Genomic DNA, 24,150 nt, shown 5'->3' on the forward strand with positions numbered 1-24,150 from the left:
AAAACGCGCTTGTTCCTGCGAAAATCATTTTTCCTTAGTGCTCAGGACCCGGCAAACATAGGACGAGTGCTGCAGGAGCCGCTACAAGAAACTATGACTTCGAGATTCCAGGCGCTGGAGCTGGACATGGAGGGTTCTATCGATGTTTAAAGGTGTATCACTGTGGGCCGGAGTAATTTCGGGAGGAATGGCACAATTAAGGGACACGCAAGCCATGACTTCGGGCAATATGAATAAAAAAGAGTATGCCATCAATACTTCAAAAAATCTTACCGGCAGTTTTGGTATTATGGCGGGCATTGAATACGGAGCTATTCTCGGTTCAGCAATCATGCCTGGACCGGGAACGATAATAGGAACTATTATCGGAAGTATAATCGGAAATTCGATTGGTAATTATGCAGGATACCAGGCTGGCAATATTATTTTTAATAATCAGCTGCTTATTAACAACCGCTTGATGCATAATCAAACCCCACAATTACATGATCAAGATGCTTCCCCGGATCTGAACTGAAAAATTGGCTTTTGCAGGGCGGTTGCAAAAGCCTTTTTCATGAGAAAAGCGCAATCGCCTTGTACAGCCCCGACAAGCACTGGCCGACAATATGTCTTGTAAAATGAAAAAAAGAGGAACCAATTCATTCCTCTTAGTTTTGGATAGGCGGTTTCCCAATCATGGAATTAAAAGCCTTGTCGCTTAAAACGTTTTGTACATTGCCAGTTGCTTGATGGTTTTTATTTTTTTGTGCCGCTTTTTTATGCGTCTTTTTTCCAACAGGTGCTTTGCGCGCAGCTTCATCCCCGAATTGATTTATTGTATGATCCATCAGCTCTTCGCTTATCTCCATAGCATGGGGAGTTTTTTCCTTCGTCAGTTTCATATCATCGAATACCTGATTGTATTTTGACTTGGTGGTATCTTTAACATTTTTCATCATGTCTGAAAAATCTGGCAGAGCCATTTGCTCTTTTTCAACTTTTGCATCCGCAACAATGGTCCCTAGTTCTTTTCTGGCGCCGAGAGTTAACATTTTAACTTGATCGCCAACCGACAGTAGCGCAGCAGCCCCTTTTACCAGTGCCTTTCTGGTACCTCTCCTTGCTTCGGGTGATAATGACAGTATTATGGCAGCCGCAGTGAGGGCAATGCCAAGTGGATTATTCAATGAAAATAAGCGCTTAAACATGTCAAGACCTCCTCTTGTTCTTCATTGTAGCTTTTCCAAAAAAACTGCAAAATATCCATCAAGGAATATTTTTTTGTATAAAACATGTATAGGCTGGCAAATTAGGCTCAAAATAGTATGGAAAAAGAGATAAATGTCATAAGAGAAGGAGTTGCTAAGTACTGAAATGGAACCAAGTTTTAAGAAAAGGTCGTACCACGCAATTGCTGGCAGATTAAGAGCAGAACTGTATGGTTTAAAGAATGATCGTAATGTTGCCCTTCAATTTCAACAAGTTTTCTCCTCCATTGATGGCATTCTCCATTTGGAAGCCAGTACGGTGACCGGTAAAATTCTTATACAGTATAATGAAAATCTTTTGTCTATTGGTCAATTGTGCTTCTACATCTCGCAATTTGAACAAATGATTTTCCAACATTACAGCATAGAGAATGAGGGAGAGTGTGATGTCCATCATTCCGCCATTACACAACAATCTGCTTTGTCTGAAGTTGCTACAACTTATGAATTTCCTGCCGGGACGGGAAGCTTACCGCATAGAACCGTTACCTCCTTTTTCCAAATGGTTCCGGAAAATCACAGAGCGCGGGCACCAGCAGACAGTGTTCCATTGCCACTGGCCTTATCAGTTTCAGGACTGGGAATTCTCGGCATAAAACAATTGTTTTTCGGACGATCGATGTTGGCCAGGCATCCTGTGCCGTTTTATCTGGCTGCGATTTTGTCAGTTAGCACAGGTTATCCATTTATAAAAAGAAGACTGCAAAAAATATGGAAAGAACGAAAATTCAATGTTGATTTGTTGTTGAGCGCCAGTGCATTGGCCCTTGCCTTGATACGTGAAAATCTAATTGTGCTCGCAGGTTTAAGCTTGATCCAATACTTGAACTGGAAACGTATGCAGTCAGCTGAAAATGGCTTGATGGATCAGGAATATGTTTCTGAGGAAATAGAGGCGTACAGCCGAAAAGCAGGAAGGCTGGGTTTTTTGGGAGCGGCAGCAACTTTGGCGGTTACCCGTAATCCGATAGCTGCCTTTGCCGTATTGCTTGCTGCTAATCCGCGGCCAATTACCCTATCTGCGGAATATGCATGGAAACAGGCTGAACAAACGGCCATAGAAAGTAAAGCGGCCATTCCTGATAATGGTTCAGTATATCAATTGAGCCAAACAAATACGGTCGTTTTTGAAGATGCCTCACTTATGACCGTTAATGGGAACATTCGCAAAGAATGTGTTCCACTTTTGAGGCTTCTAAATGGCGGAAAAGCTTCGTTTATAAACAATGAATTAAAGATTGACCCGTACAAGCTTGGGCAAAGCTTAAAAGAATATGGAGTTCAACTCATTTCTCATCATGACCTGGACATCAAACGGCGTGAAGACGTACTTGTTGTCATTAATGGTCATGTTACAGGCAGGAACAAGGTAATATCCTTCTATCCATTCTGTACGTTTGAGCAGTTAACCAATGTGGCAAAATCGATGCAAAATGGCAAAGATTTAAAACGGCTAGTCAAACAAAATTTTATGGTAACCAGACTTTGGAATATGGCAGGAACTGTTATTGCCATGCCGCTATTGATCAGTGCACCTCTCATTAATCTTATCGGAGATGCCTTGTCATTGACGTTTATGTCGAGGGTCAAAAATTGGACAGAGCAAAGGTTTACTTCTTCTTATAGGACTGATCTGAAAGATGTAAGTCCGAATACCATTCCTTGGCACTCCAAGAAAGAAGAAGAGGTATTAACATATTTCAAGACAGACGTACATCATGGACTTAGTGCCGAGCAAGTTGATCAAGCTGTTCATATGTACGGAAAAAACCAGCTGCAGTCAAAAAATCGATCTCATTGGATGAAAACGTATCTCGGCCAGTTTAAAGAATTTACGACGCAAATTTTGGCGGCTACCGCAATTCTCAGTGCATTTACCGGACATTTATTTGACGGATTAATTATGGGTTCGATTCTGTTGATAAATGCAGGGATAGGGGCAATCCAGGAAAGAAAGGCAGACCGGGCGGTCGAAACAATGAGTCAATTTGTCCCGCCAAACTGCCGGGTCGTCCGTGAAGGCTTTGTTAAAGAAATTGCGGCCGTTGATTTGGTCCCTGGTGATGTAGTAGAGCTGGAAGCAGGGGACCGGGTACCTGCTGATCTCCGTATTGTCCAAGCATGGAATATGGAAGTAAACGAATCAGCATTAACAGGGGAATCATTGCCTGTCGAAAAGAAAGACCAAGTGTTAAATGGCGACGTGCCTATTACAGATCGTGCCAATATGCTTTATATGGGTACGCACATTACCCGGGGGAAATGCAGGGCAGTTGTGGTTCACACAGGAAAAAATACGGAAATGGGACATTTGTTGGCTCTCTTAACTGAGGATGAAGACCATACTACCCCACTTCAAAAGCAAGTTACATCTATTAGCAAAAAGTTCATGAAGGGCGCTCTCGCTGTCGGTGTACTTGTTTTTGCAACAGGTTTATTAAGGGGAGTGCCGTTAACAGAAATGGTGACAACCTCTGTTGCGTTAACAGCTTCTGCGATTCCGGAAGGGCTCCCGATAACGATCACTTTTGCGCTTACGGCAGGAATTTTCCGGATGGCCAAGAATAAAGCGCTGGTGCGTAAGCTGTCCGCTCTTGAATCATTAGGAAGAGCGACGGTTATTTGTTCTGATAAAACCGGCACCTTAACGAAAAACGAGATGACGGTTAAACGAATTGTAACAGCAGACCATGAATACGAGGTAACCGGGGACGGTTATAATCCAGCCGGCAAAATCACCCTAATGGGGCTGTCTGATACTGAAAAAGGGATGTCTGAGACAGCTTTAAAGGATGTAGACCAGCTTTTAAGAATTGGATTGCTTTGTAATAATTCACAGCTCCTTGAGAACGGGGGGCGCTGGAATGTGAAAGGTGATCCCACAGAAGGCGCCCTTCTTTCTGTCGCTGCTAAACGGGAGCTCACGCATGCCAACCATAGCCATTGGAAACGGATAGAAGAGATTCCATTTGACTCAGGCAGCGGAAAGATGAGTGTCGTTTGTCATGAACAAGATAAACAAGAACAATGTTATCTCATGTCAAAGGGGTCCGTTGAAAAGCTTTTGAAAAATTGCACACACTATCGGAAAAACGGAAAGACATATCAATTAACTGAAAAGGCACGCAAAAAGATCATTGAACAAAATGACACTTTAGCCCGGCAGGCTTTGCGTGTATTAGGTTTTGCATACCGCAAATTGGACAACCACGAAAACAGGCACATCGCGGATGGGCTAGATCATGGGCTTATTTACGCAGGCATGGTCGGTATGATGGATCCTCCTAAGCCTGAAGTTGAAAAAAGCATTCGTGAAGCTGTCGAATTGGGGATCAGGCCGGTTATGATAACAGGCGATCACCCTCTTACCGCTCTGGCTGTTGCGCAACAAATTGGAATTTATGAGGAGAACAAAAAAGTGGTAACCGGACGGGAACTGGATCATTTATCAGATCAAGAACTGACAGATTTGATCGATGATATTGCCATTTATGCAAGAGTAACACCCGAGCATAAGCTTCGCATCGTAACGGTCCTCCAGCAAAAAGGACATATCGTTGCGATGACCGGGGATGGGGTGAATGATTCCCCTGCCATAAAAAAGGCAGATATCGGGATTGCCATGGGGCAAACAGGAACCCAGGTAACAAAAGAAACTGCGGATATAGTTTTGAAGGAAGATCACTTTGGATCGATAGTTGATGGCGTGAAAGAGGGCAGAACAATTATCGGCAACATCAGAAAAGCCATCGGATGCTTGCTCAGCGGAAACCTTGCCGAAATACTTGTGACTTCCATGGCTGTAATGGCAGGACTGCCGCTTCCAGTAGTGCCAGTTCAAATTTTATTGATGAACATGCTGACAGACGCTCTGCCTGCAATGATTCTCGCAGTAAATCCGGGCAATAAAACAAAGGAAACAAAGCGCCAGGAAATTATGGATGGAGTGTTATACAAACAAGTAGTTGCGCGAGGCGCGCTCCTCGGGCTGGGATCACTTGGCGTCTTCATTTGGAGCTTGAAGGCAGGAATGACATTGGCTGCAGCTCAAACTGTTGCGTTCGCAACGTTGGTGGCAGGGCAGCTGATCCAGACGTTCTCATGGAGGCAATCCGAATCTGACGAATCAATAAAAGATTGGACAAGAGACCGCTTCCTGGTGAAAGCCCTTGGAATCTCGTGGTTATCTCTTCTGGCCGTTATTTATGTACCTTCATTAGCAGGAATCTTTAAAACAGTTTCCCTGCCTCTCTGGAACTGGGCCCCTATTCTTTTAGTGGCAACAGCTTCGGCCCGGTTGGTTAAGCCAGTTTCAAAATTTTGGACAAGACCGGCGTTTCCTGCAGGCCATCAGGCAGCAGCTTAGGTATCTGAGACACTGATGACAAAAAAGTAAATAGTACCACTAGAAGGAGGTCTAACTGTGTTTGAAAAAAATATGCAGCGCATTGTAGTAGGTTCAGCACTTGCGATCGCAACTACGGCTTTATTGCCTGTAGTAAAAAATACTCTTCGTCCTATTGTGCTTGATCTTACAAGGCAAATGAAATACTTAATTGTCTCGGCAAAAGAGGGAATCGAAGATATGGCGGCTGAGGTTAAATTTGAGCGGATCAAGAAGAGCCTTGATAAAGAATTATTTATCGATGGCGAAGTTTATGAGGTCGAACATCAAAATAAATAAAGGACAGATCTAGATCTAGAACTGAGGAGGGGTACCGTGCAAAATAAACAAGAAGACGATGTGATAACCCATCTAAAACAGGCGCTATCGCATTTAGATGAGGCTTTGCATATCACAATCCGTACACTTCGCGAAGATCCAGCCTCGAAAAATGATATGGGTTCACTTTGGGAAGAGTTTCTTGGCACATGTTTTAGGCATATCAAAATGGTCGGAAAAGAAAGTAAAATAAATTTGTTGAATTTGGTTTCATTTGCAAGATTGAAACGATATTAATAAATTCGGTTCACTTGCGGTGCTGTCCAAAAGGTAAACCTCTTGCCTTTTTGGGGCAGTCTTTTTTTATCACGTTTAGTTACCAATTGAGGAACGAACAGCGGACATGACATTTGTTTACAAAAGTATAAGTGAAAAAATGACAAATCTTCAAAAATGAATTCCTCATGTGCAATTGTAAGTAACTAACTCGTTTTTATTATGTGAAAGACCTTCTATAATATAGATAAATCGAGTAGTAGGAGGTGCGGACAATGTATGTAGCAGGACAAAAGGAAATGCAGCAAATGGATCAGTATACGATGGAGAAGATTGGACTCCCCGGCGTTGTATTGATGGAGAATGCCGGTGCGAAAGTTGTGGAGGAAATCCTTGCAAGTTCTCCTTGTCAAAATCCGAAGGTGGTCGTACTTGCCGGGGGAGGAAATAATGGCGGCGACGGTTTTGTGATTGCCCGCAGGCTGTTTGATTTAGGCTGGGAACCCCAGCTTTGCTTGCTTGTGGAACCTGATCGTATAAAAGGTGACGCGAAATGCCATTTGAATGTATACCTCAACCGGGGCTTACCGGTACTCCATTTTCACGAAAATAATCTGGGAAAACTAAGGGATGAGCTGAATCGGGCAGATATCATTATAGATGCAATGTTAGGAACAGGAGTACACGGAGCTGTTCGAGAACCATTTAACCACGTGATTTCGATGGTAAATGAGTTTGCAGGCAGGAAATTGGTGATTGCTGTCGATATTCCATCAGGTGTTGAAAGTGACGATGGGAAAGTAGAAGGAGTAGCCGTCAAAGCAACAAAGACCATCACTTTTGTTTTTCCGAAAAAGGGTTTTTTCTTAAATGATGGTCCAAAATACGTTGGAGAGTGGAAGGTAGTTGACATTTCCGTGCCTCCGTCAATTGCAGAGGAGCTTGGCTTGTCTCTGCATCGGCTGGTTACGGAATCCCTTGTAAAAGATTCGATACCAGTACGGCCGAAGTATGGACATAAAGGAACTTTTGGGCACGCCCTTGTCGTGGGAGGGTCTCGCCAGTTTGTGGGGGCTCCCATTTTCACAGCGAAGGCCGCCTTACATAGTGGCGCTGGATTAGTAACTCTGGCTATTCCCGAAAGCATTTATCCAATGGCGGCTGCTTTGCATCCTGAATCTTTATTTTTACCGCTTCCTGAAAAAGATGGCCATTTTTCTGATAGCGCTTTGGAAGAAGTTTCATCCCGGCTCCATCAATTTGACAGTGTGGCGGTTGGGCCCGGAATAAGCAGGTTTCCTGCTGGTGAAGAATGGATGAAATCTTTTATTACCTCTCTTACCGGTCAGCCAATAGTAGTAGATGCGGATGCCCTTTATTTGCTTCGCAATGGGTTAAAGGCAATGCGCGAATATAAAGGGCCGGTCATTTTTACTCCGCATCCCGGCGAAATGGCGATCCTATTGAATAAGTCGGTAAAAGAAGTGGAAGAAAATCGAATTGAAATTGCCCGGAGCTTTGCCGAAGAGTACCAGGTTTTTTTGTTATTGAAGGGACATCGCTCGATCATTGCTGCTCCGGATGGAGAAGTTTTCATCAACCCCCATGGTCATGATGCGCTTGGAAAAGGTGGGAGCGGTGACGTATTAACCGGCCTTATCGTCTCTTTTCTTGCCCAGGGAGCACCACCTATAAATGCACTTGTTTCAGCAAGTTATTTACACGCAAGGGCTGGAGAAGAAAAAGCCAGAATATTATCCCACTACGGGGTGATGCCGCTAGATATTATTGAGGGGGTTAAGGATCTGCTAAACCAACTATTCATACGATAATTGACACTTGGGGTATCCCTCAAGCTCTACTGGCAGGGAGACCTTCGTCACTAGTTGAATGTGTTCTTGTTTTGTGGATAGAGGTCAGGTTAGACGTTTCTGCGATTCCAGTACAGAGTTCCTCACAATTATAATTCTTTAAAAAGGAGGATTCGAACTAATGGCTAAAATTAAATTAAATCAATTAAAAAAAGAACTGAAAGTACTAGATCAAAAAGAACTAATTGATTTGATTGTAGATATTTTTAAAGTTAGTAATGATGTACAGCATTATCTATCGAATAAGTTTATCGGCGAGGAAGCAATTACCGATTTGTATGAAAAAACGAAAAAGAAAGTGGAAGATGAATTTTTTCCCGATCGTGGTTTTAGAAAACTGCGTTTAAAATTCCTATTCATAAAAATAACGGATTACCAGGCTGTCAAGAAACCTTTGGCAGCCATTTTGATTTCATTCAGGTTTCTATTAAGATTGCATCGTTTAGGGAAACTGATGTGGTAATATGTCCTGGCTGCCAAATTAAATATTTTTAAAATCACAACAACCCTAAAGATGTGGAAGCTGTCATCTTTAATATGATAAGTTCAGTGTCAAAAAAACAAAATGACATAAATCTTCCCCTGTCAATCTTATTGACATATAAAAGAAGTTTAAATTAGTATTATATTATATGAACGTTGGTTATAAAAACATAATTATTGATATCTGAATATCCAGTTGATTTTTTGAATTGAAAAGGGAACTAAAGGCATCCCCGTCTACCAAACTACAAAACGGATAGGAGAGATGAAAAAATGAAAATAAGAGCCCCAAGAAGTGAATTAATCGAAGTCGCAAAAGGGCAGCGTCCCGCTGATCTTTTTATTAAAGGCGGAACAGTGATCAATGTTTATTCTGGAGAGTTTCTTAAACATAATGTAGCTGTTTACAAGGATTGTATTGCTTATGTAGGTGAAAGTGAAGCATCAATAGGGGAAGCTACCAAAATGATCGATGCGAATGGATTTTATATCTCGCCAGGATTTATTGAAGCCCATGCCCATCCATGGGTTGTGTACAATCCGCTAAGTGTAACGAGTAAAGTACTGCCCCTCGGTACGACTACGACCGTGAATGACAATTTATTCTTTTATTTGCATATGAGCGCAAAGGGATTTAAGGAATTGTTGACTGATTTAAAGCAACTTCCTGGAAATTTCCTATGGCTTGTCAGACTGGTTTCCCAGGCAGACTATCCTGGAGAAAGAGACTGGTATAATCAAAAAGATATCCAGGATCTCCTGCAGCTTGATGAAGTTGTCGGAACGGCCGAAGTAACACGCTGGCCGTTGTTGTACAATGCCGATCCTTTTTTACTAGAAACAATCGATTTCGTAAAGGAAATAGGAAAAATTTCCGATGGGCATACAGCCGGCTGCTCCTTTGAAAAATTAAACGCAGTAGTAGCATCCGGTGTAAGTGCCTGTCATGAAGCAATCACCGCAAGAGAAGCTTTTGACAGGTTAAGATTAGGAATGTGGACGACACTTCGCAATAGTTCGCTTCGTCCTGATTTACCCGAAATTATAAAGCTCATTACAGAAGGAAATGTAAACACGAACAGAATTATTATGACAACGGATGGACCTCACCCGGGCTTCATTGAAGAGGAAGGATTTGTTGATGGACTTGTAAGACAGGCTGTGGAGCTTGGAGTGCCTGTGATGACGGCACTGCAAATGGTTACAATCAACCCGGCAACCTATCTCCGGCTTGATGATTATATCGGAGGCATTGCTCCTGGCAGACGGGCTGATATCATTCTTTTACCTGATCTTGTTCAATTCCGTCCGAGTCTCGTCATTGCCAGCGGTGAAATAGTCGGAAAAAACGGAAAATTAACTGCTGAACTTCCAGATATCAAGTGGGATAAATATGTCGTCAGAGAACCATTCTCGTTTTCAAAAACGGTGCTGGAATCGCAAGATCTTTACCGATTTCCACAATCGTCACCTAAGGATCCAGTTCCTGTTGTGTATTTTCGCAGTAATGTGATCACCCAAAGGAATGACACAGAACTTCCATCATTAAATGGATACGCCGATCTCTCAGGGCATGATGGTCTGCTGTACGCTGCATTAATACATAGGGATGGCGATTGGGTGTCAAAAGCCATATTGGAGAGGTTTGCAATAAATCTGGATGGGATGGCATCCACCTACAATACAACGACGGAATTGCTTGTAGTCGGCAGAAACCCTGACGCGATGGCAATAGCTGCTGTTAGAGTACATGAAATGGGTGGAGGGATTGTTATCGTGGATGGTGAAAAAGTGGTGCTGGAAATCCCGTTGCCACTGACAGGAATGATGACCACAGATCCTTCATTTGATATCGCAGTGGAATATCACAATAAATTGTTAGCGGCTGTCCAGGAACGAGGCTTTCCATTCCATGACATCCTTTATACTCTATTGTTTTTGACATGTGATTTTCTACCGGGCTTGCGTCTAGTCCCAAAAGGACTGTATGAAGTGAAGACAGATGAACTATTACTTCCTTCTAATCCCTTAATGAATCTTGTTGTGAAATAAAATGTATTTAGTTCACAGCCTCCTGGATCATAAAGACATACATCCGGGCCAGGTAGGTGATTTATAACTATTTATTTCGAAATTTCCATAGGGAAATAGCAAAAAGGGTACCTCATCTTTCAAAGACGACGTACCCTTTTTGCATTTATAACCAATATTAAATTCAAACGGGTTCAAGACAGGAGCGACCGGTTACGGAATAACGCCATACCCCATTCATCATTTCCTTTTTTACTTGTCCACTTACTTCCAAATAATCCAAGTGACCGATCACTTCTGACATGACAAGCGAAAATTCCTGTATATACTTTTCCCCGTAGTAAGCTTGGGCAATTTCGCTTGCTGATGATAAGCCATTCTGTATTAAAGCAGCAAATTTCCCTGCTTTTTTCTGAATCCCATTTAGCCTTTTTCTGATTAGCTGTTGTGGCGATTCGATGAGTGATCCATGACCGGAAAAGACAAGTTCCAAGTCTAAGCGGGAGATTTTCTCCAGAGAGTGTATATGTTCTTTCAGAGTCATTAATCTATTGCCCGATTGATCAGGTTCAACCAACGCGTTACTTGATATATGTTTAATCAGTAAATCGCCGGAGAAAAGCCACTTACGGTCCGCATCATATAAAGCAATTTGATCAGGAGAATGTCCTGGTACGTTAATAATCTCGAAATTTGACAGTTCGTTTCCCGATATTTCAAAAATATCGCATGTCAGTACATTGTTTTTATTTTTAATAATGGCTTTTTCGAGATATGCCGCATATTTGTCACCAACTTCAGCACATCCCATTTCCCTATAAAGATTTTTGAAGAATTTTGCTCGCATAGTAAGGAAGGCATGATCTCTTTTTAAGCGCGGGATCGAAGCAGAGTGGGCATAAACCGGAATAGGATTTTTTGAGACAATCCGGTTCACCAAACCAACATGGTCAATATGGTGGTGAGTCAGGATAATTTTACATATGTCCTGGAGGGTAAAGCCGTTGTTCCGCAAAGTATTCTCTAACGCTTCCCAACAATCACCGTTATTAAGTCCAGCATCAATCAGTATAAGAGAGTCATGCTGTTTTAACAAAAAGAAGTTAACACTTCTTAAAGGACTATAATCGGAAACCACAATGGGAAAGACGTCGGTCTCCACGGCTTTTAAATCTGACATTCTCGATTTCTCCTTTCTTATATATTACTTTTTAACACGATAGTTTATTTAAGATAACATAAATTAATTTCCGAGTACTGTCAAATTTTTCAGGATAATACGTCGACTCCAATGCTTCTACAGACACAAGAAACCAGCAAATATATTGTGTATTTTTGACGTTCGTAAAAATAAATAAAATAATTAGAAAATTAAAGAGAATAATAGCAATTCAAAGAATTTGTAATATTTCCTTAAGAAAATAAGAAAATTTGATGGTTTGAAAAATTGAGAAGATTTTGTATATTATGTATCAAGGACGAAAGAAATACTTTCGTAATATAAATCCCGGAGGTAATAAATATGACAACTGCACTTGAAACAAAAACGCTCACAGTAGTGAAAAAGGATGGAGTAGCGGAGGTCCATATCCATGTAAATAAGACAAATGCCTATGATCTTGATTATTACAAAGAATTTAATTCCGCCATTGACGATATTCGTTTTGACAATGACATTAAAGTTGTCGTGCTCATGAGCGATATGCCGAAATTTTTTTCAGCTGGTGCCAATATTAATTTCCTTAAAGCAGCAGAGCCGCGATTTAAAACCCAATTTTGCCTATTCTGTAATGAAACACTGGACAAAATTGCCCGCTCGCCGCAAATCTGGATTGCTTGCCTCGAAGGTCATACAGTTGGCGGCGGTTTAGAAATGGCGTTGGCATGCGACCTCCGTTTTATGGGTGACCAGGCTGGAAAAATCGGCCTTCCAGAAATCACGCTTGGCGTTTTGGCCGGAACAGGCGGAACACAACGGTTGGCGCGCCAGGTCGGACACTCCAAGGCGTTGGATCTGAATTTGACTGGTGAAACGCTGATTCCGCAGGAAGCTTTAGAAATCAAATTAGTTGACCGTGTATTCCCTCAGGACGAAACAAGAGCGAAAACTTTGGAGTATGCGCAAAAAATTGCAAGCAGTGCTACATACGCTGCTTCAAATATCAAGCTATCCATCATGAACGGGAAAGAAATGCCTTTAAATGTGGCGATTCGCTACGAAGGCGAGCTTCAAAATCTACTATTCCGTTCCCAGGATGCACAAGAGGGGTTAAGTGCCTTCATTGAAAAACGTGAGGCTAATTGGATTGGCAAGTAAAAATATGATTATGGCGATATCGGGGCATCGATATCGCCATTTTCAACCATAAGATCAGAGCATTAGCGTGAGATTAGCGTAAAAACACCACTCTTACAGATATGTAAAAGCCAAAGTACAAACAGGGGAGAGACCATGAGATCAAATACAATAGAATTATTGGTAAACTGGGGGGATACGGATAAAGCTGGAATCGTTTATTATCCAAACTATTTCAAGTGGTTTGACATTGCAGGCCACCAGTTTTTCCGCAGCTGTAATTTGTCACCGCAATCACTTGAGGACGAACGGAATATTATTCTTCCATTAATAGATGTTGGATGTACTTTTGAAAAACCTGTATTGTACGATGACATCATTACCATCCATACATCTGTTATTGAGGTTAATAATAAAACGATCAAGTTATCGCACCAGGTGTTTAAAGGGGATTTACGATCAGGATATGGTTATGAACTGCGAGGCTGGGTATACCAGTCACCGGAAGGAATGAAGGCGGTAACGATACCGGAAGATGTAAGGGAGATCCTAATCCATAATATTCATACAGCCGATATGGGGAAAAGATCAAGGTTTAATGCATAACTGTCCACTATCCTCTATAATTAGTGTATCATTTTCTAAATGACAAAATATTAAACGCTTATTGGATGGTGAAAACAGTGAAACCAAGATCCTTAATGTTTACTCTATACGGAGAGTATATTCAATATTATGGAGGAGAAATTTGGGTTGGAAGTTTGATTCAATTAATGAACCGGTTTGGTGTATCTGAATCCTCCGTTCGCGGGGCTATACTGCGCATGGTCCAGAATAATTTATTGCAAGTAAGGAAGATAGGTAATAAGAGCTATTATTCTATTACCGAACAAGGCGGCAGGAGAGTAGAAGATGGAGTTAAAAGGGTCTACGCAGCTCCTAGCCAAAAATGGGATGGTTATTGGCGAATTTTGACGTATTCTTTTCCAGAAGAAAAACGGGAATTGCGCAACGAAATCCGAAAAGAGCTGAATTGGACAGGATTTGGGATGCTTTCGAACAGTACTTGGGTAAGCCCTAATCCTTTAGAAGAACAAGTGTTGGAAATGATAAGGACATATAAAATCGAGGATAATACGATGCTGTTCAGGGCATCCAATGTTGTTTCTCATGACAATCAAAGTGTGATTGACAAGGGATGGGATTTACAGCGTATTTCTGCTGAATATGACAAATTTATAGGTAGATATTTACCGAAATTTGATGAATTAAGAGAAAAGGCTTTAAACAATTCGTTAACAGATGAAGAATGCTTTATAGAACGAACTCAAATCGTCCATGAATATCGTAAATTTCTGTTTGAAGACCCAGGTTTCCCAAGAGATTTACTGCCTAATAACTGGTCAGGAACGAAAGCACGTGAGTTATTTTGGAACATTCATCAATTGATTTCAATACCAGCGATCCGGTTCTTTGAATCGATCTATGAGTCCGCCCCAGATAAAGAAGTACAGCCAAAACGCAAACAGGCAATCAATCCATTCGAACAGGTTTATGTTTAAGAGAAACGTAATCCCGGCAGCCCTTCTATGCATAATTACATTTGCTAGTTAAGGGCTGCTTGCCTGCACAAGCGGTTCAATTTTTTAGGTAAAAATAAAATTTCACAGCCTTAGAATTCAGAATTATCCAAATTAAGGAGTTATGATGAGAAAAGTTGAATTGAAAGTAAGCGGTCATTTGGCAGTGATTACGATCAACCGTCCGGAACAATTGAATTGTTTTGATTATGAAACGCTTGAACAGCTGGACCACATTGTTGAAAAGGTAAAAATGGATAAAGAAATCCGCGCTGTGATTTTTACGGGGGCAGGTGAAAGGGCTTTCAGTGCCGGGGCGGATCTAAAGGAAAGGCGGAACCTTTCGGAAAAAGAGGTGCGTCGCAATGTCGATAAAATCCGCAATGTGTTTACGATGATTCAAGAGCTGCCACAGCCAACGATTGCCGCAATCAATGGATATGCGCTTGGCGGCGGCTTCGAGCTGGCGTTGGTCTGTGATTTCCGTTACGCGGTAGAGGACGCCACTATGGGATTGACTGAAGTGAGCTGGGCAATCATTCCCGGTGCAGGCGGAACACAGCATCTGAGCCGATTAATCGGAACATCGAGAGCAAAAGAGTTAATTCTTACTGCAAGGAAAATAGGAGCCACAGAGGCTTACAGCATGGGAATTCTGAATAAAGTAGTAAAAGGGGAAGAGCTGATGGACCATGCAATCCAACTGGCAGAAGAAATCATGAAAAATGGACCGTTAGCCGTGATCCAAGCCAAATACGCAATTGATCATGGTGCCAATGTCGATTTGCACTCAGGACTGGCAATTGAATCAAAGGCGTATGAACTCATCATCCCAACAAGTGACCGCATTGAGGCATTGGAAGCATTCAAAGAAAAGCGTCCTCCGCGGTTTAAAGGGAAATAATCAGAACCTTGAATGCTTTATTTAATAAATAAACAGGAAATAGGTGATTTGAATTAAGACTTTACAAGATTTGTTGAAGACCAATGATGCACAGGAAGGCCTTGATTCCTTTATTGAAAAACGAAAGCCTGTCTGGCAGCATTCTTAGGGAGGATCTTATGAACATCGAGAAAATAGATTTCAATGGGTATCGGATCGGAATCCCGGTTCCTTTTCCCATGAAATATGTATATTGTTATCTTTTTGAACATTTGGACCATTATATCCTGATTGATGCAGGCTTCAACTATAAGGATGCAAGATCAGCATGGGAACAAGTACTGCAACAGTTAAACATCGATCCCAAACAAATTAAAACGATTTACTTAACCCATTTTCATCCTGACCATTCAGGACTTGCAGGCTGGATGCAACAACTAACTGGTGCCGAGGTATTTATGCATGAGATCGACCTTAAAATGATGAACCGAGTATGGGGCAAAGACAGCATTCAGACGAAGCATATCGAAGAAATGAATCTGAATCATGGGGTCCCTGTACTATTAAGTACGGAAGTATCAACTCATATGAATTTATTGGAGAAACATGTACATCCTTTGCCAGAGGTAAAACCAGTGGATGGAGATGTCGAGTTCGCTGGAACAACATGGAAGATTATTCATACACCGGGGCATAGCAATGGTCACATTTGTTTTTTCCAGGAAGATGAAAAGATATTAATCTCAGGAGACCATATTCTCGATAAAATCACTCCCAATATAAGTTTGTGGCCAGGGGCAAGCCAGACCCCTTTACACGATTATATCAGCTCACTCCATAAGGTGCGGGAGCTTCATGTCAATAAGGCTCTGCCTGCACATGGAAAGATCATTGATAACGTAAATGAGCGAATCAAACAGTTGATTTACCATCATGAACAGCGCCTGGCTGAGATGGAGAGGCTGGCAACGAGCAGGACAGCCTATCAAGTAGCAGACGATATTTTTGCCCACAAACAATTAAGTCCACATCAATGGCGATTTGCAATCGCTGAGACAATTGCCCATTTAGAGTACCTTTCTCATGAACAGAGAATAAAAAGAGAAAACTCTTATCCAATTGTATATGAAAAAATAAATAGTTAGATAGCAACGACGCCACATGAACTGGCGTCGTTTATTTTTTAATAACGAACGATAAAAAAACGTAATAAAAATATTGACAGATAATTTAGTTTATTTTATATTACTAAATATAGACGATAATTTAAAAAACGTATTGAAGAGGTGGCGGAATGAATCAAGCAGAAGTTTTAATGGATAAAGTTCATAAAGGTTTTATGGTAGAAAGATTGGAAGATATGAACGAGGAGTATAAAAAAGCATTGGTCCAAACATTGGTGATTGTCGGTGATACAGAGCTGTTAAGCGTCCCACCTTTATTGACTGTTTACAATGAAGCGCCAAACCTGAACTACAAGATTACGGCTTTAGCCGTTATGCAGGATGAGATCGGGCATGCGCACATAGCCTATCGTTTGTTGGAAGACTTAGGCCAGGACATTGATGAGCTATTATACAACCGGCCGGCCAACCGTTGGAAAAATCCATATGCTTTTGATTTTAAACTTGATAATTGGATTGAGCTTGGCGTGTTTAATGGACTGTTTGACCGGGCCGGATACACACTTCTCGGCGACGCATATGAGAGTACCTCTTATGGCCCTTGGAAACGGGCACTGGTGAAAGTGGATAAAGAGGAATTGTTCCACTTGCGGAACGGAGAAATCATCATGAAAGCGGGGATGAAGGATCCCGATACTGCAAAACAGGTACAAGAGGCTGTTGATTGGATGTTCTTAATGGGGTTGGAGTTTTTTGGAGTGGCAGACAATTTAAAAAGCCGTTCAGCCCAGCTTGATTATAAGCTAAAAGGAAAAACAAATGATGAGCTTCGCCAAAAGTGGCTTTCCACTGCCGTTCCGTTCTGCGAGTCGATCGGTGTAAAAGTACCTGCACACCTTGACGAACAAAGCGGCAAATATGTCATAGACGTCCCATTCCCATGCAAATTTGACGTTGAGAATAAAAAATGGCTTATCGACCAGCCAGACACATGGGAAGGCGTGATTGAACGTTTTAAAAAGAGGGGACCACAAAATTCTGAATTCGTCCGCCGCATCCAAAAGGGAGCGCATGAGTTTGAGGCAATGAGAGCAGAGGAGGTAAGTTAAAACATGTTGGAACTTACGATTGATCCAGCTACAGAAAAATATTGGAATGCATTAAAGGAAGTATCCGACCCTGAGTTTCCAATATCAATCGTGGATATGGGCTTGATTTATGGTATCAGTAAAGTTGAAAACAAGCTTGAAATCACCATGACCTATACTTCAACAGGCTGCGCATGTATGGAATGGATTGAAAGCGATATCAAAAACCGTCTGCTTAAAGAAGAGGAAATTGAAGACGTGAATATTCAAGTCGTTTGGAGCCCGCCCTGGACAGTAAAGAATTTAAGTGAGGAAGGAAAGAAAAAATTGAAGCACTGGGGGGTCAGCTCGTGATACCAAAAGAGCAGGAAAAATCAGAATACCTTCTTTTTACACGTATCAAAAGAGGCGATGACTTAATTCAAGTTGGTTCATTCAAAGCGGCAAGCGATCAACTTGCGAAAGCATATGCAAAATATATTTACGATGAAGAGGATTGGGTTGAAATGCATATAGTGCCTAGATCGGCCCTTATCACAGTCCGCCTTCCTGAAGCGTTATTTTCTCAGAAAGCGGTGATATAAATGGTGGAAAACAAAAACAGTTCATTGATCGACCTGGCGGAAACAATAGCCGACAATAAATTCATCCTTGGGGATCGTTTGGTCGAGGTCGGGATCAGCGGCCCTAATTTGGAAGCAACGCTCTCATCAATTGCGATGGCACAGGCAGAACTGGGGCATGCAAGACTCATATACCGATGGGCCGGTGAGTTAAAAGGGCTGAATGACAGCAAGGTGGATATAAAGCACCAGACAGGCAAAGCTTTTAGGAGCTTAATAGAAATAGATAACTGGATTTCGTTAATCGCAGGACTTTATACAGCCAATGTTGCCGCAAGTCTAGTCATGAATGCGATCGTCGAGGCAGATCACCCAGAAATCAATCCGCCTTTTAGCAAAATGTTAAAAGAACAATCGGAACATGTAAACTATTCAAGAAGCTGGTGCGAACAACTATTTAGTGAACAGGGTTCCATTCCCTCAAGATTTGGAAGGCAGCTGGAGAAATCCGCGCACGAAGCTGAGCAATGGGTAAGAAAAATTGAAAATGACAACTTGTTAGTTTCCGAGAAAATCATCTCCGTGAATTTCAATCTGGCTGATCAGTTCAGTCAATACATGAAAAGCTTATTCTGGGATGGAGTTGTAACCAATGCCTGAGGAATCTAAATCGGTTCATTGTTCCTTTTGCTCCTCCCAAAACGTTGCAAAGATTTCATCTTTCGGAACCGCTCAGTTAGTCCGGCAGTATTACTGCAAAAACTGCAACTCTGTTTTTGAATATATACGCTGGCAAGAACAAGAGGAAAAGGTGAATGGATAAAAAAAGAGAGGTGCCGAAGATTTTATGGTGGAAATTAGGAGGGTTGGCGTTGTTGGTGCCGGAACGATGGGAGCGGGAATCGCCCAGTTAATTGTCCAGAATGGATATTCAGCCATTATATTCGATATTGATGAAAAAACAGTAGAACAAGCGAAATCGTCCATTTTCTCGAGGCTGGACAGATTAGTGAAAAAAAAGAAGGCGGGCCAAGAGGAAATAGAACAGGCAAAGAGAAACTTAAAAACAACAACTTATTTACAACAGTTAAAGGATTGTCAACTCGTTATTGAGGCCGTGCCCGAGAATATAGACATCAAGCGTTTCATTTTCCAACAGCTGGAGGAGATCTGTACCGAAGAAGCGATCCTGGCAACCAACACCTCTTCCATCTCCATTACCCAGATTTCCGGCATGGTTCTAAACCCTGAGCGAGTGGCAGGTTTCCACTTCTTCAATCCGGCACCCGTCATGCCATTGGTGGAAGTGATAAAGGGGTTGAAAACTTCGCCGGAAACGGTGGAGTCAATCGTTGCATTTGCTAAAGAGCTTAAGAAAACACCTGTCGTCTGTAAAGACACACCTGGATTCATTGTCAACAGAGTTGCAAGGCCATTTTACAATGAAGCGATCAGAATCATGAATGACCAGGTAGCAACCATCGAGCAGATCGACCGCATCATGAAACACGCAGGGAATTTTAAAATGGGGCCATTCGAGTTGCAGGATTTAATCGGGATCGATGTAAACTTTGCAACGACGAATTCGATCCACGACAGCTTCTACGGCGAAAGCAGATTCCGTCCTCATTATTATCAGGAACGCATGGTTCAATCCGGAAGTTTGGGCAGGAAGACGGGGGGAGGTTACTTTAGTTATGACGGCAACTAAACGAATTCATATTACGGGTGAAAATCAGCTCGCTAAAGAACTGTATCATGCTTTTCAATCCAACGGCAACATCAGCGTTTCCCTTAACGACTTTTCTGGTCTGCCCCAAGCTAACATAGCCATTGAAACAGAAAATCTTGATCTCGATCAAAAGAAACAAAACCTGAAGGAAATAGAATCAAGCGTATCTTCCTCGACACTCATTTTAACGACTACCTTAAGAATTACAGCGACAGAGGCGGCATCATGGCTATCCAATCCCGAAAGAGTCATCGGCTTTGGCACCTTTGCAGGGTTCAGGGAAGGAAGATTAATAGAAGTTGCACCTCCCCTGCAGGCGGACACCGATTATCTTAATCTAGCTAAATCGGTTTTTATGGAGATTGGCCAGGAAACAGAAGTTGTCGAAGATGAAGTAGGGCTTGTGTTCCCCCGCATTTTATCGCTGATTATCAACGAAGCGGCATTCGCACTGGTTGAGGGAACAGCGTCTGTAAACGATATCGATGTAGCGATGAAAAAAGGGACCAATTATCCGAAGGGCCCACTGGAATGGGCCGACGACATCGGACTTGAGGATGTCTACGCTGTCTTGACCGGGTTGCATCATCAATTCGGTGAAGAGAGATACCGGCCAGCACCACTTATCCGCAAACTGCTCCATGCAAATTGGGTCGGTGGCGACAAAGAAAAGGGCTTCTACCACTATCAAAATCATAAGACGAAGGAGTATGCACTATGAGGGAAGCAGTCATCATAGATGCCGTCAGGACTCCAATCGGTAAACTGAACGGCTCCTTGACCAGCATACGCCCGGACGATTTGGCAGGGCATGTGATAAAAGAACTGGTTGCAAGAATTGGGATCGATCCTGAGCTGATTGAGGATGTTTATTTCGGATGTGCCAATCAGGCGGGAGAAGATAATCGCAACGTTGCAAGGATGGGTTTGCTGCTGGCGGGGCTTCCTGAAACAGTGCCAGGCGTAACAGTCAATCGTTTATGCGGGTCGGGACTCGAGGCTGTCAATCAAGCCGTTTCTGCTATTAAGGCAGGATATGGCGACGTTTTTGTTGCCGGGGGAACCGAAAGCATGACGCGTGCCCCATATGTCATGATGAAGCCCCATTTATCCAATGCCCGTTCAAACCAAACACTCCACGATACAACCATTGGATGGCGGTTGGTCAATCCGGCGTTGGCTGAACGGTATCCACCTGTCAGTCTTGGTGAAACAGCTGAAAATGTTGCTGAAAAGTACCATATAAGCAGAGAGGAACAGGATGAATTTGCCTTGTCCAGCCACGTAAAAGCAACAGTGGCAATAGAGAGGAATCGATTCGAAGATGAAATTGTCCCTGTTTCCGTCCCTCAAAAAAAAGGCGAACCCATCATGTTCACAACGGATGAACATGTCCGGCTGTCTGCCACATTGGAAGCGTTGTCAACACTGTCCCCTGCTTTTAAAAAGGGCGGTACAGTGACAGCCGGGAATTCTTCAGGCATTAATGATGGAGCAAGCGCACTTCTCATTATGGAGAAGACACAGGCAGAGAGTCTTGGGTTAAAACCACTGGCACGTGTCATCACATCGGCAGTTGCAGGCGTTGATCCTGCTTTCATGGGTGTTGGACCAATTCCGGCAACAAGGAAAGCTTTGGCACGGGCTGGATTGTCTGTCGAAGATCTTGACTTGATCGAGTTGAATGAAGCATTTGCCGCCCAAGCACTCGCATGTATAAAGGAACTTGGCCTGAAAATGGAAACAGTGAATGTTAACGGAGGTGCCATCGCCCTTGGCCACCCACTTGGGTGCAGTGGCGCCAGGATATTAACCACACTCGTCCATGAAATGCAAAAGCGTGATTGCCGCTTTGGACTGGCGTCCATGTGTATCGGAGTTGGGCAGGGTATTTCAACAATTATTGAGAAAATTTAAGGAGGCAGATCATGATAACCACAACGTCACTGAAAGTTAAGTACCAGTTGTTAATAAATGGTGAATATACGGACAGCAGCAATGAACAATTTTTCGAAACTCATAACCCAGCTACCGGTGAAGTATTGGCAAGAGTTGCAAAAGCAACAAAAGAGGATGTTGACCGCGCAGTCGAGGCGGCAAGAACGGCTTTTGACAAGGGGAAATGGCCAAAACTAACCCCTGCAAGACGAGCAAGGGTCCTTAATAAAATTGCTGAGATCATGAAGGAACGATTCAATGAGCTTGTCGAAGCAGAAGTATTAAATAGCGGAAAAACAGTGGCTGCCGCAAAAGGTCAGATCACACAGGCAATTGAAGACTTTGAATTTTATGCAGGTGCTATTACAACCTTTGGAGGGCGCACAAATCCGGTTCCAAATGGGTTCTTCAATTACACTTTGAAGGAACCTGTTGGTGTATGTGCGCAAATTATCCCATGGAACTATCCGTTAATGATGGCCGCCTGGAAGGTTGCACCTGCGTTAGCAGCAGGATGTACGGTGATTTTAAAACCAGCCAGCTATACGCCAATCACGGCCTATATGCTGGCAGATATTTGTCATGAAGCGGGAGTCCCTGCCGGTGTCCTCAACATTGTGACTGGCAGTGGATCTGAAATAGGCCCCTGTTTAACAGAACATCCTGGTGTTGATAAAGTGGCATTTACAGGTGAAACAGAAACTGGAAAAGACATCATGTCACGGGCATCTGAAACACTTAAACGTGTTACGCTTGAACTGGGTGGCAAATCACCAAGTATTGTTTTTGATGATTGCGACCTTGATGCAGCAGTTGATGGTTCAATCTATGGTATTTTCTATAATACTGGCCAATCTTGCGAAGCACGGTCCAGGTTATTCGTCCATGAAAATATTTACGATGAATTTGTTAAAAAGTTTATTGATAAGGCCAAGAAGCTTAAGGTCGGCGATCCTTTCAACAAAGAAACCCATATGGGAGCACTGATCTCGAGGAGTCATGAAGAGACTGTCGATGGTTATGTTAAGCTTGCCGTCGAAGAAGGCGGAGAAATTCTCTATGGCGGGAGACGGCCTGATGGTCCAGAGTTTGAAAAGGGTCATTGGTATATGCCGACGATCATTGGCAACGTTGCAAACAATATGAGGATTTCCCAAGAGGAAGTATTTGGTCCAGTTGTTGTTATCATGAAATTCAGTGATGAGGCAGAGGTATTGAAACTGGCCAATGACTCGATCTTTGGTTTAGGTTCTGCCGTATGGACGAAGGACAATGGAAAAGCACACCGGGTTGCAGCGGGAATCCGTGCAGGGATTGTGATGGTCAATAGCCCAATTTCCGCTTTCCCTGGCACACCATTTGGCGGCTACAAGCAATCGGGATTTGGAAGAGAGCTTTGTATCGAAACACTAGATTTATACATGGAAACCAAGAGTGTAGTTTCTTATGTTGGCGTGAAACCTTTAAATTTATTTGGGATTTAAATTTACTCAATTTTCACTATATTCACCTTAAAAATATTATAAAAATAGAAGGGATGTATTTAAATGACAACTACTCAATTAGCAACCAAAACATTAACTGTGAAAAAGGATAATGGCATCGCTGAAGTGCATATGCACGTGAAAAAGACAAATGCCTATGATCTTGATTATTACAAGGAATTAAATGCGGCAATTGATGATATCCGTTTTGACAATGATATTAAAGTAGTTGTGTTGATGAGTGATATGCCTAAATTTTTTTCGGCTGGCGCTAATATTAATTTCCTTAAAGCAGCAGAGCCGCGTTTTAAAACCCAATTTTGCCTATTCTGTAATGAGACACTGGACAAAATTGCCCGCTCTCCACAAATCTGGATTGCCTGCCTCGAAGGTCATACAGTTGGCGGCGGATTAGAAATGGCATTGGCATGCGACCTCCGTTTTATGGGTGACCAGGCTGGGAAAATCGGCCTTCCAGAAATCTCGCTTGGTGTTTTGGCAGGCACTGGCGGAACACAACGATTGGCACGCCAGGTTGGACATTCCAAAGCATTGGATCTGAATTTGACTGGAGAAACACTCACTCCTCAAGAAGCGCTCGAAATCAGACTGGTTGATCGTGTCTTCCCTCAAGAACAAACAAGAGCAAAGACTTTGGAATATGCACAGAAAATAGCCGGCAGCGCAACATATGCGGCTTCAAATATCAAGCTGTCCATCATGAACGGTAAAGAAATGCCTTTGAATGTAGCAATCCGGTATGAGGGAGAACTGCAAAACCTCCTATTCCGTTCCCAGGATGCTCAGGAAGGTTTAAGCGCTTTCATTGAAAAACGTGAAGCGAATTGGAACGGAATATAAAATGAATACTTTTTATCAGCCCTTGAA

The 24,150-nt window shown here is 42.5% G+C and carries 24 protein-coding genes; 22 read left to right on the forward strand and 2 right to left on the reverse strand.

Annotated elements, in window-relative coordinates; all coding sequences use genetic code 11:
- The first annotated feature begins 142 nt into the window (after nt 1-142).
- Nucleotides 143-517 carry a hypothetical protein gene (locus CU633_RS04070; protein ID WP_101658450.1) on the forward strand — a complete coding sequence of 125 codons (375 nt, stop codon included), beginning with the start codon at nt 143-145 and terminating at the stop codon, nt 515-517.
- Between the two features lie 133 nt (nt 518-650).
- On the opposite strand, the gene CU633_RS04075 is transcribed toward CU633_RS04070, so the two are convergent.
- Entirely contained in the window at nt 651-1,190 is a 540-nt protein-coding gene (locus CU633_RS04075; RefSeq protein ID WP_101658451.1) for a hypothetical protein, read from the reverse strand.
- A 166-nt stretch (nt 1,191-1,356) separates the two neighbouring features.
- Here CU633_RS04075 and CU633_RS04080 point away from each other — a divergent pair, with 166 nt between their 5' ends.
- From CU633_RS04080 to CU633_RS04105, 6 genes are all read left to right on the forward strand, one after another.
- On the forward strand, nt 1,357-5,616 hold the full coding sequence (locus CU633_RS04080; protein WP_101658452.1) for a cation-translocating P-type ATPase: 4,260 nt from the start codon (nt 1,357-1,359) through the stop codon (nt 5,614-5,616).
- Nucleotides 5,617-5,673: 57 nt separating this feature from the next.
- Entirely contained in the window at nt 5,674-5,934 is a 261-nt protein-coding gene (locus tag CU633_RS04085) for a DUF5132 domain-containing protein (RefSeq protein ID WP_101658453.1), read from the forward strand.
- Nucleotides 5,935-5,970: 36 nt separating this feature from the next.
- Entirely contained in the window at nt 5,971-6,210 is a 240-nt protein-coding gene (locus CU633_RS04090; RefSeq protein WP_101658454.1) for a hypothetical protein, read from the forward strand.
- Nucleotides 6,211-6,464: 254 nt separating this feature from the next.
- Complete coding sequence (locus tag CU633_RS04095; RefSeq protein ID WP_101658455.1) at nt 6,465-8,021, forward strand: NAD(P)H-hydrate dehydratase; 1,557 nt, start codon at nt 6,465-6,467, stop codon at nt 8,019-8,021.
- Nucleotides 8,022-8,181: 160 nt separating this feature from the next.
- Entirely contained in the window at nt 8,182-8,523 is a 342-nt protein-coding gene (locus CU633_RS22715; protein ID WP_180954850.1) for a hypothetical protein, read from the forward strand.
- Nucleotides 8,524-8,816: 293 nt separating this feature from the next.
- Nucleotides 8,817-10,595 (forward strand): adenine deaminase C-terminal domain-containing protein, encoded by a 1,779-nt coding sequence (locus tag CU633_RS04105; RefSeq protein WP_101658456.1) that lies wholly within the window; start codon nt 8,817-8,819, stop codon nt 10,593-10,595.
- 163 nt (nt 10,596-10,758) lie between these two features.
- Here CU633_RS04105 and CU633_RS04110 read toward each other — a convergent pair whose 3' ends face one another.
- Nucleotides 10,759-11,754: an MBL fold metallo-hydrolase gene (locus CU633_RS04110; protein ID WP_101658457.1), complete on the reverse strand. Its 996-nt coding sequence runs from the start codon at nt 11,752-11,754 to the stop codon at nt 10,759-10,761.
- Nucleotides 11,755-12,096: 342 nt separating this feature from the next.
- Between CU633_RS04110 and CU633_RS04115 the strand changes: the two genes are divergently transcribed.
- The 15 genes from CU633_RS04115 (at nt 12,097) to CU633_RS04185 (ending at nt 24,123) form a co-directional block, all read left to right on the forward strand.
- Nucleotides 12,097-12,891, forward strand: coding sequence for an enoyl-CoA hydratase/isomerase family protein (locus CU633_RS04115; RefSeq protein ID WP_101658458.1), 795 nt, complete (start codon nt 12,097-12,099; stop codon nt 12,889-12,891).
- A 135-nt stretch (nt 12,892-13,026) separates the two neighbouring features.
- Nucleotides 13,027-13,476: an acyl-CoA thioesterase gene (locus CU633_RS04120; RefSeq protein ID WP_101658459.1), complete on the forward strand. Its 450-nt coding sequence runs from the start codon at nt 13,027-13,029 to the stop codon at nt 13,474-13,476.
- Nucleotides 13,477-13,553: 77 nt separating this feature from the next.
- A complete protein-coding gene (locus CU633_RS04125) occupies nt 13,554-14,432 on the forward strand; it encodes a PaaX family transcriptional regulator (RefSeq protein WP_101658460.1) in 879 nt (292 codons plus the stop codon).
- A gap of 145 nt (nt 14,433-14,577) precedes the next feature.
- Nucleotides 14,578-15,354 (forward strand): enoyl-CoA hydratase-related protein, encoded by a 777-nt coding sequence (locus tag CU633_RS04130; protein WP_101658461.1) that lies wholly within the window; start codon nt 14,578-14,580, stop codon nt 15,352-15,354.
- Nucleotides 15,355-15,512: 158 nt separating this feature from the next.
- Nucleotides 15,513-16,478 (forward strand): MBL fold metallo-hydrolase, encoded by a 966-nt coding sequence (locus CU633_RS04135; protein WP_101658462.1) that lies wholly within the window; start codon nt 15,513-15,515, stop codon nt 16,476-16,478.
- Nucleotides 16,479-16,627: 149 nt separating this feature from the next.
- Nucleotides 16,628-17,566, forward strand: coding sequence for a Phenylacetic acid catabolic protein (locus tag CU633_RS04140; RefSeq protein WP_101658463.1), 939 nt, complete (start codon nt 16,628-16,630; stop codon nt 17,564-17,566).
- 3 nt (nt 17,567-17,569) lie between these two features.
- Nucleotides 17,570-17,899, forward strand: coding sequence for a metal-sulfur cluster assembly factor (locus CU633_RS04145; protein ID WP_101658464.1), 330 nt, complete (start codon nt 17,570-17,572; stop codon nt 17,897-17,899).
- Nucleotides 17,896-18,129, forward strand: coding sequence for a hypothetical protein (locus CU633_RS04150; RefSeq protein WP_257958478.1), 234 nt, complete (start codon nt 17,896-17,898; stop codon nt 18,127-18,129). The genes CU633_RS04145 and CU633_RS04150 overlap by 4 nt, the downstream gene beginning before the upstream one ends.
- On the forward strand, nt 18,130-18,768 hold the full coding sequence (locus CU633_RS04155) for a Phenylacetic acid catabolic protein (RefSeq protein ID WP_101658465.1): 639 nt from the start codon (nt 18,130-18,132) through the stop codon (nt 18,766-18,768).
- Nucleotides 18,761-18,931 (forward strand): PaaD-like zinc ribbon domain-containing protein, encoded by a 171-nt coding sequence (locus CU633_RS23735; RefSeq protein ID WP_441296849.1) that lies wholly within the window; start codon nt 18,761-18,763, stop codon nt 18,929-18,931. The genes CU633_RS04155 and CU633_RS23735 overlap by 8 nt, the downstream gene beginning before the upstream one ends.
- A 24-nt stretch (nt 18,932-18,955) precedes the next feature.
- Entirely contained in the window at nt 18,956-19,819 is an 864-nt protein-coding gene (locus CU633_RS04165) for a 3-hydroxyacyl-CoA dehydrogenase NAD-binding domain-containing protein (RefSeq protein ID WP_374703344.1), read from the forward strand.
- Nucleotides 19,806-20,561 (forward strand): 3-hydroxyacyl-CoA dehydrogenase family protein, encoded by a 756-nt coding sequence (locus CU633_RS04170; protein ID WP_101658466.1) that lies wholly within the window; start codon nt 19,806-19,808, stop codon nt 20,559-20,561. Before CU633_RS04165 ends, CU633_RS04170 begins: the two co-directional genes overlap by 14 nt.
- Nucleotides 20,558-21,757 carry a thiolase family protein gene (locus CU633_RS04175; RefSeq protein ID WP_101658467.1) on the forward strand — a complete coding sequence of 400 codons (1,200 nt, stop codon included), beginning with the start codon at nt 20,558-20,560 and terminating at the stop codon, nt 21,755-21,757. Before CU633_RS04170 ends, CU633_RS04175 begins: the two co-directional genes overlap by 4 nt.
- Nucleotides 21,758-21,768: 11 nt before the next feature.
- A complete protein-coding gene (locus tag CU633_RS04180) occupies nt 21,769-23,262 on the forward strand; it encodes an aldehyde dehydrogenase family protein (protein WP_101658468.1) in 1,494 nt (497 codons plus the stop codon).
- A gap of 63 nt (nt 23,263-23,325) precedes the next feature.
- Nucleotides 23,326-24,123, forward strand: coding sequence for an enoyl-CoA hydratase/isomerase family protein (locus CU633_RS04185; RefSeq protein WP_101658469.1), 798 nt, complete (start codon nt 23,326-23,328; stop codon nt 24,121-24,123).
- The last annotated feature ends 27 nt before the right edge of the window (nt 24,124-24,150 follow it).

Source organism: Bacillus sp. V3-13 (assembly GCF_002860165.1).
Lineage (GTDB): Bacteria > Bacillota > Bacilli > Bacillales > Cytobacillaceae > Bacillus_BJ.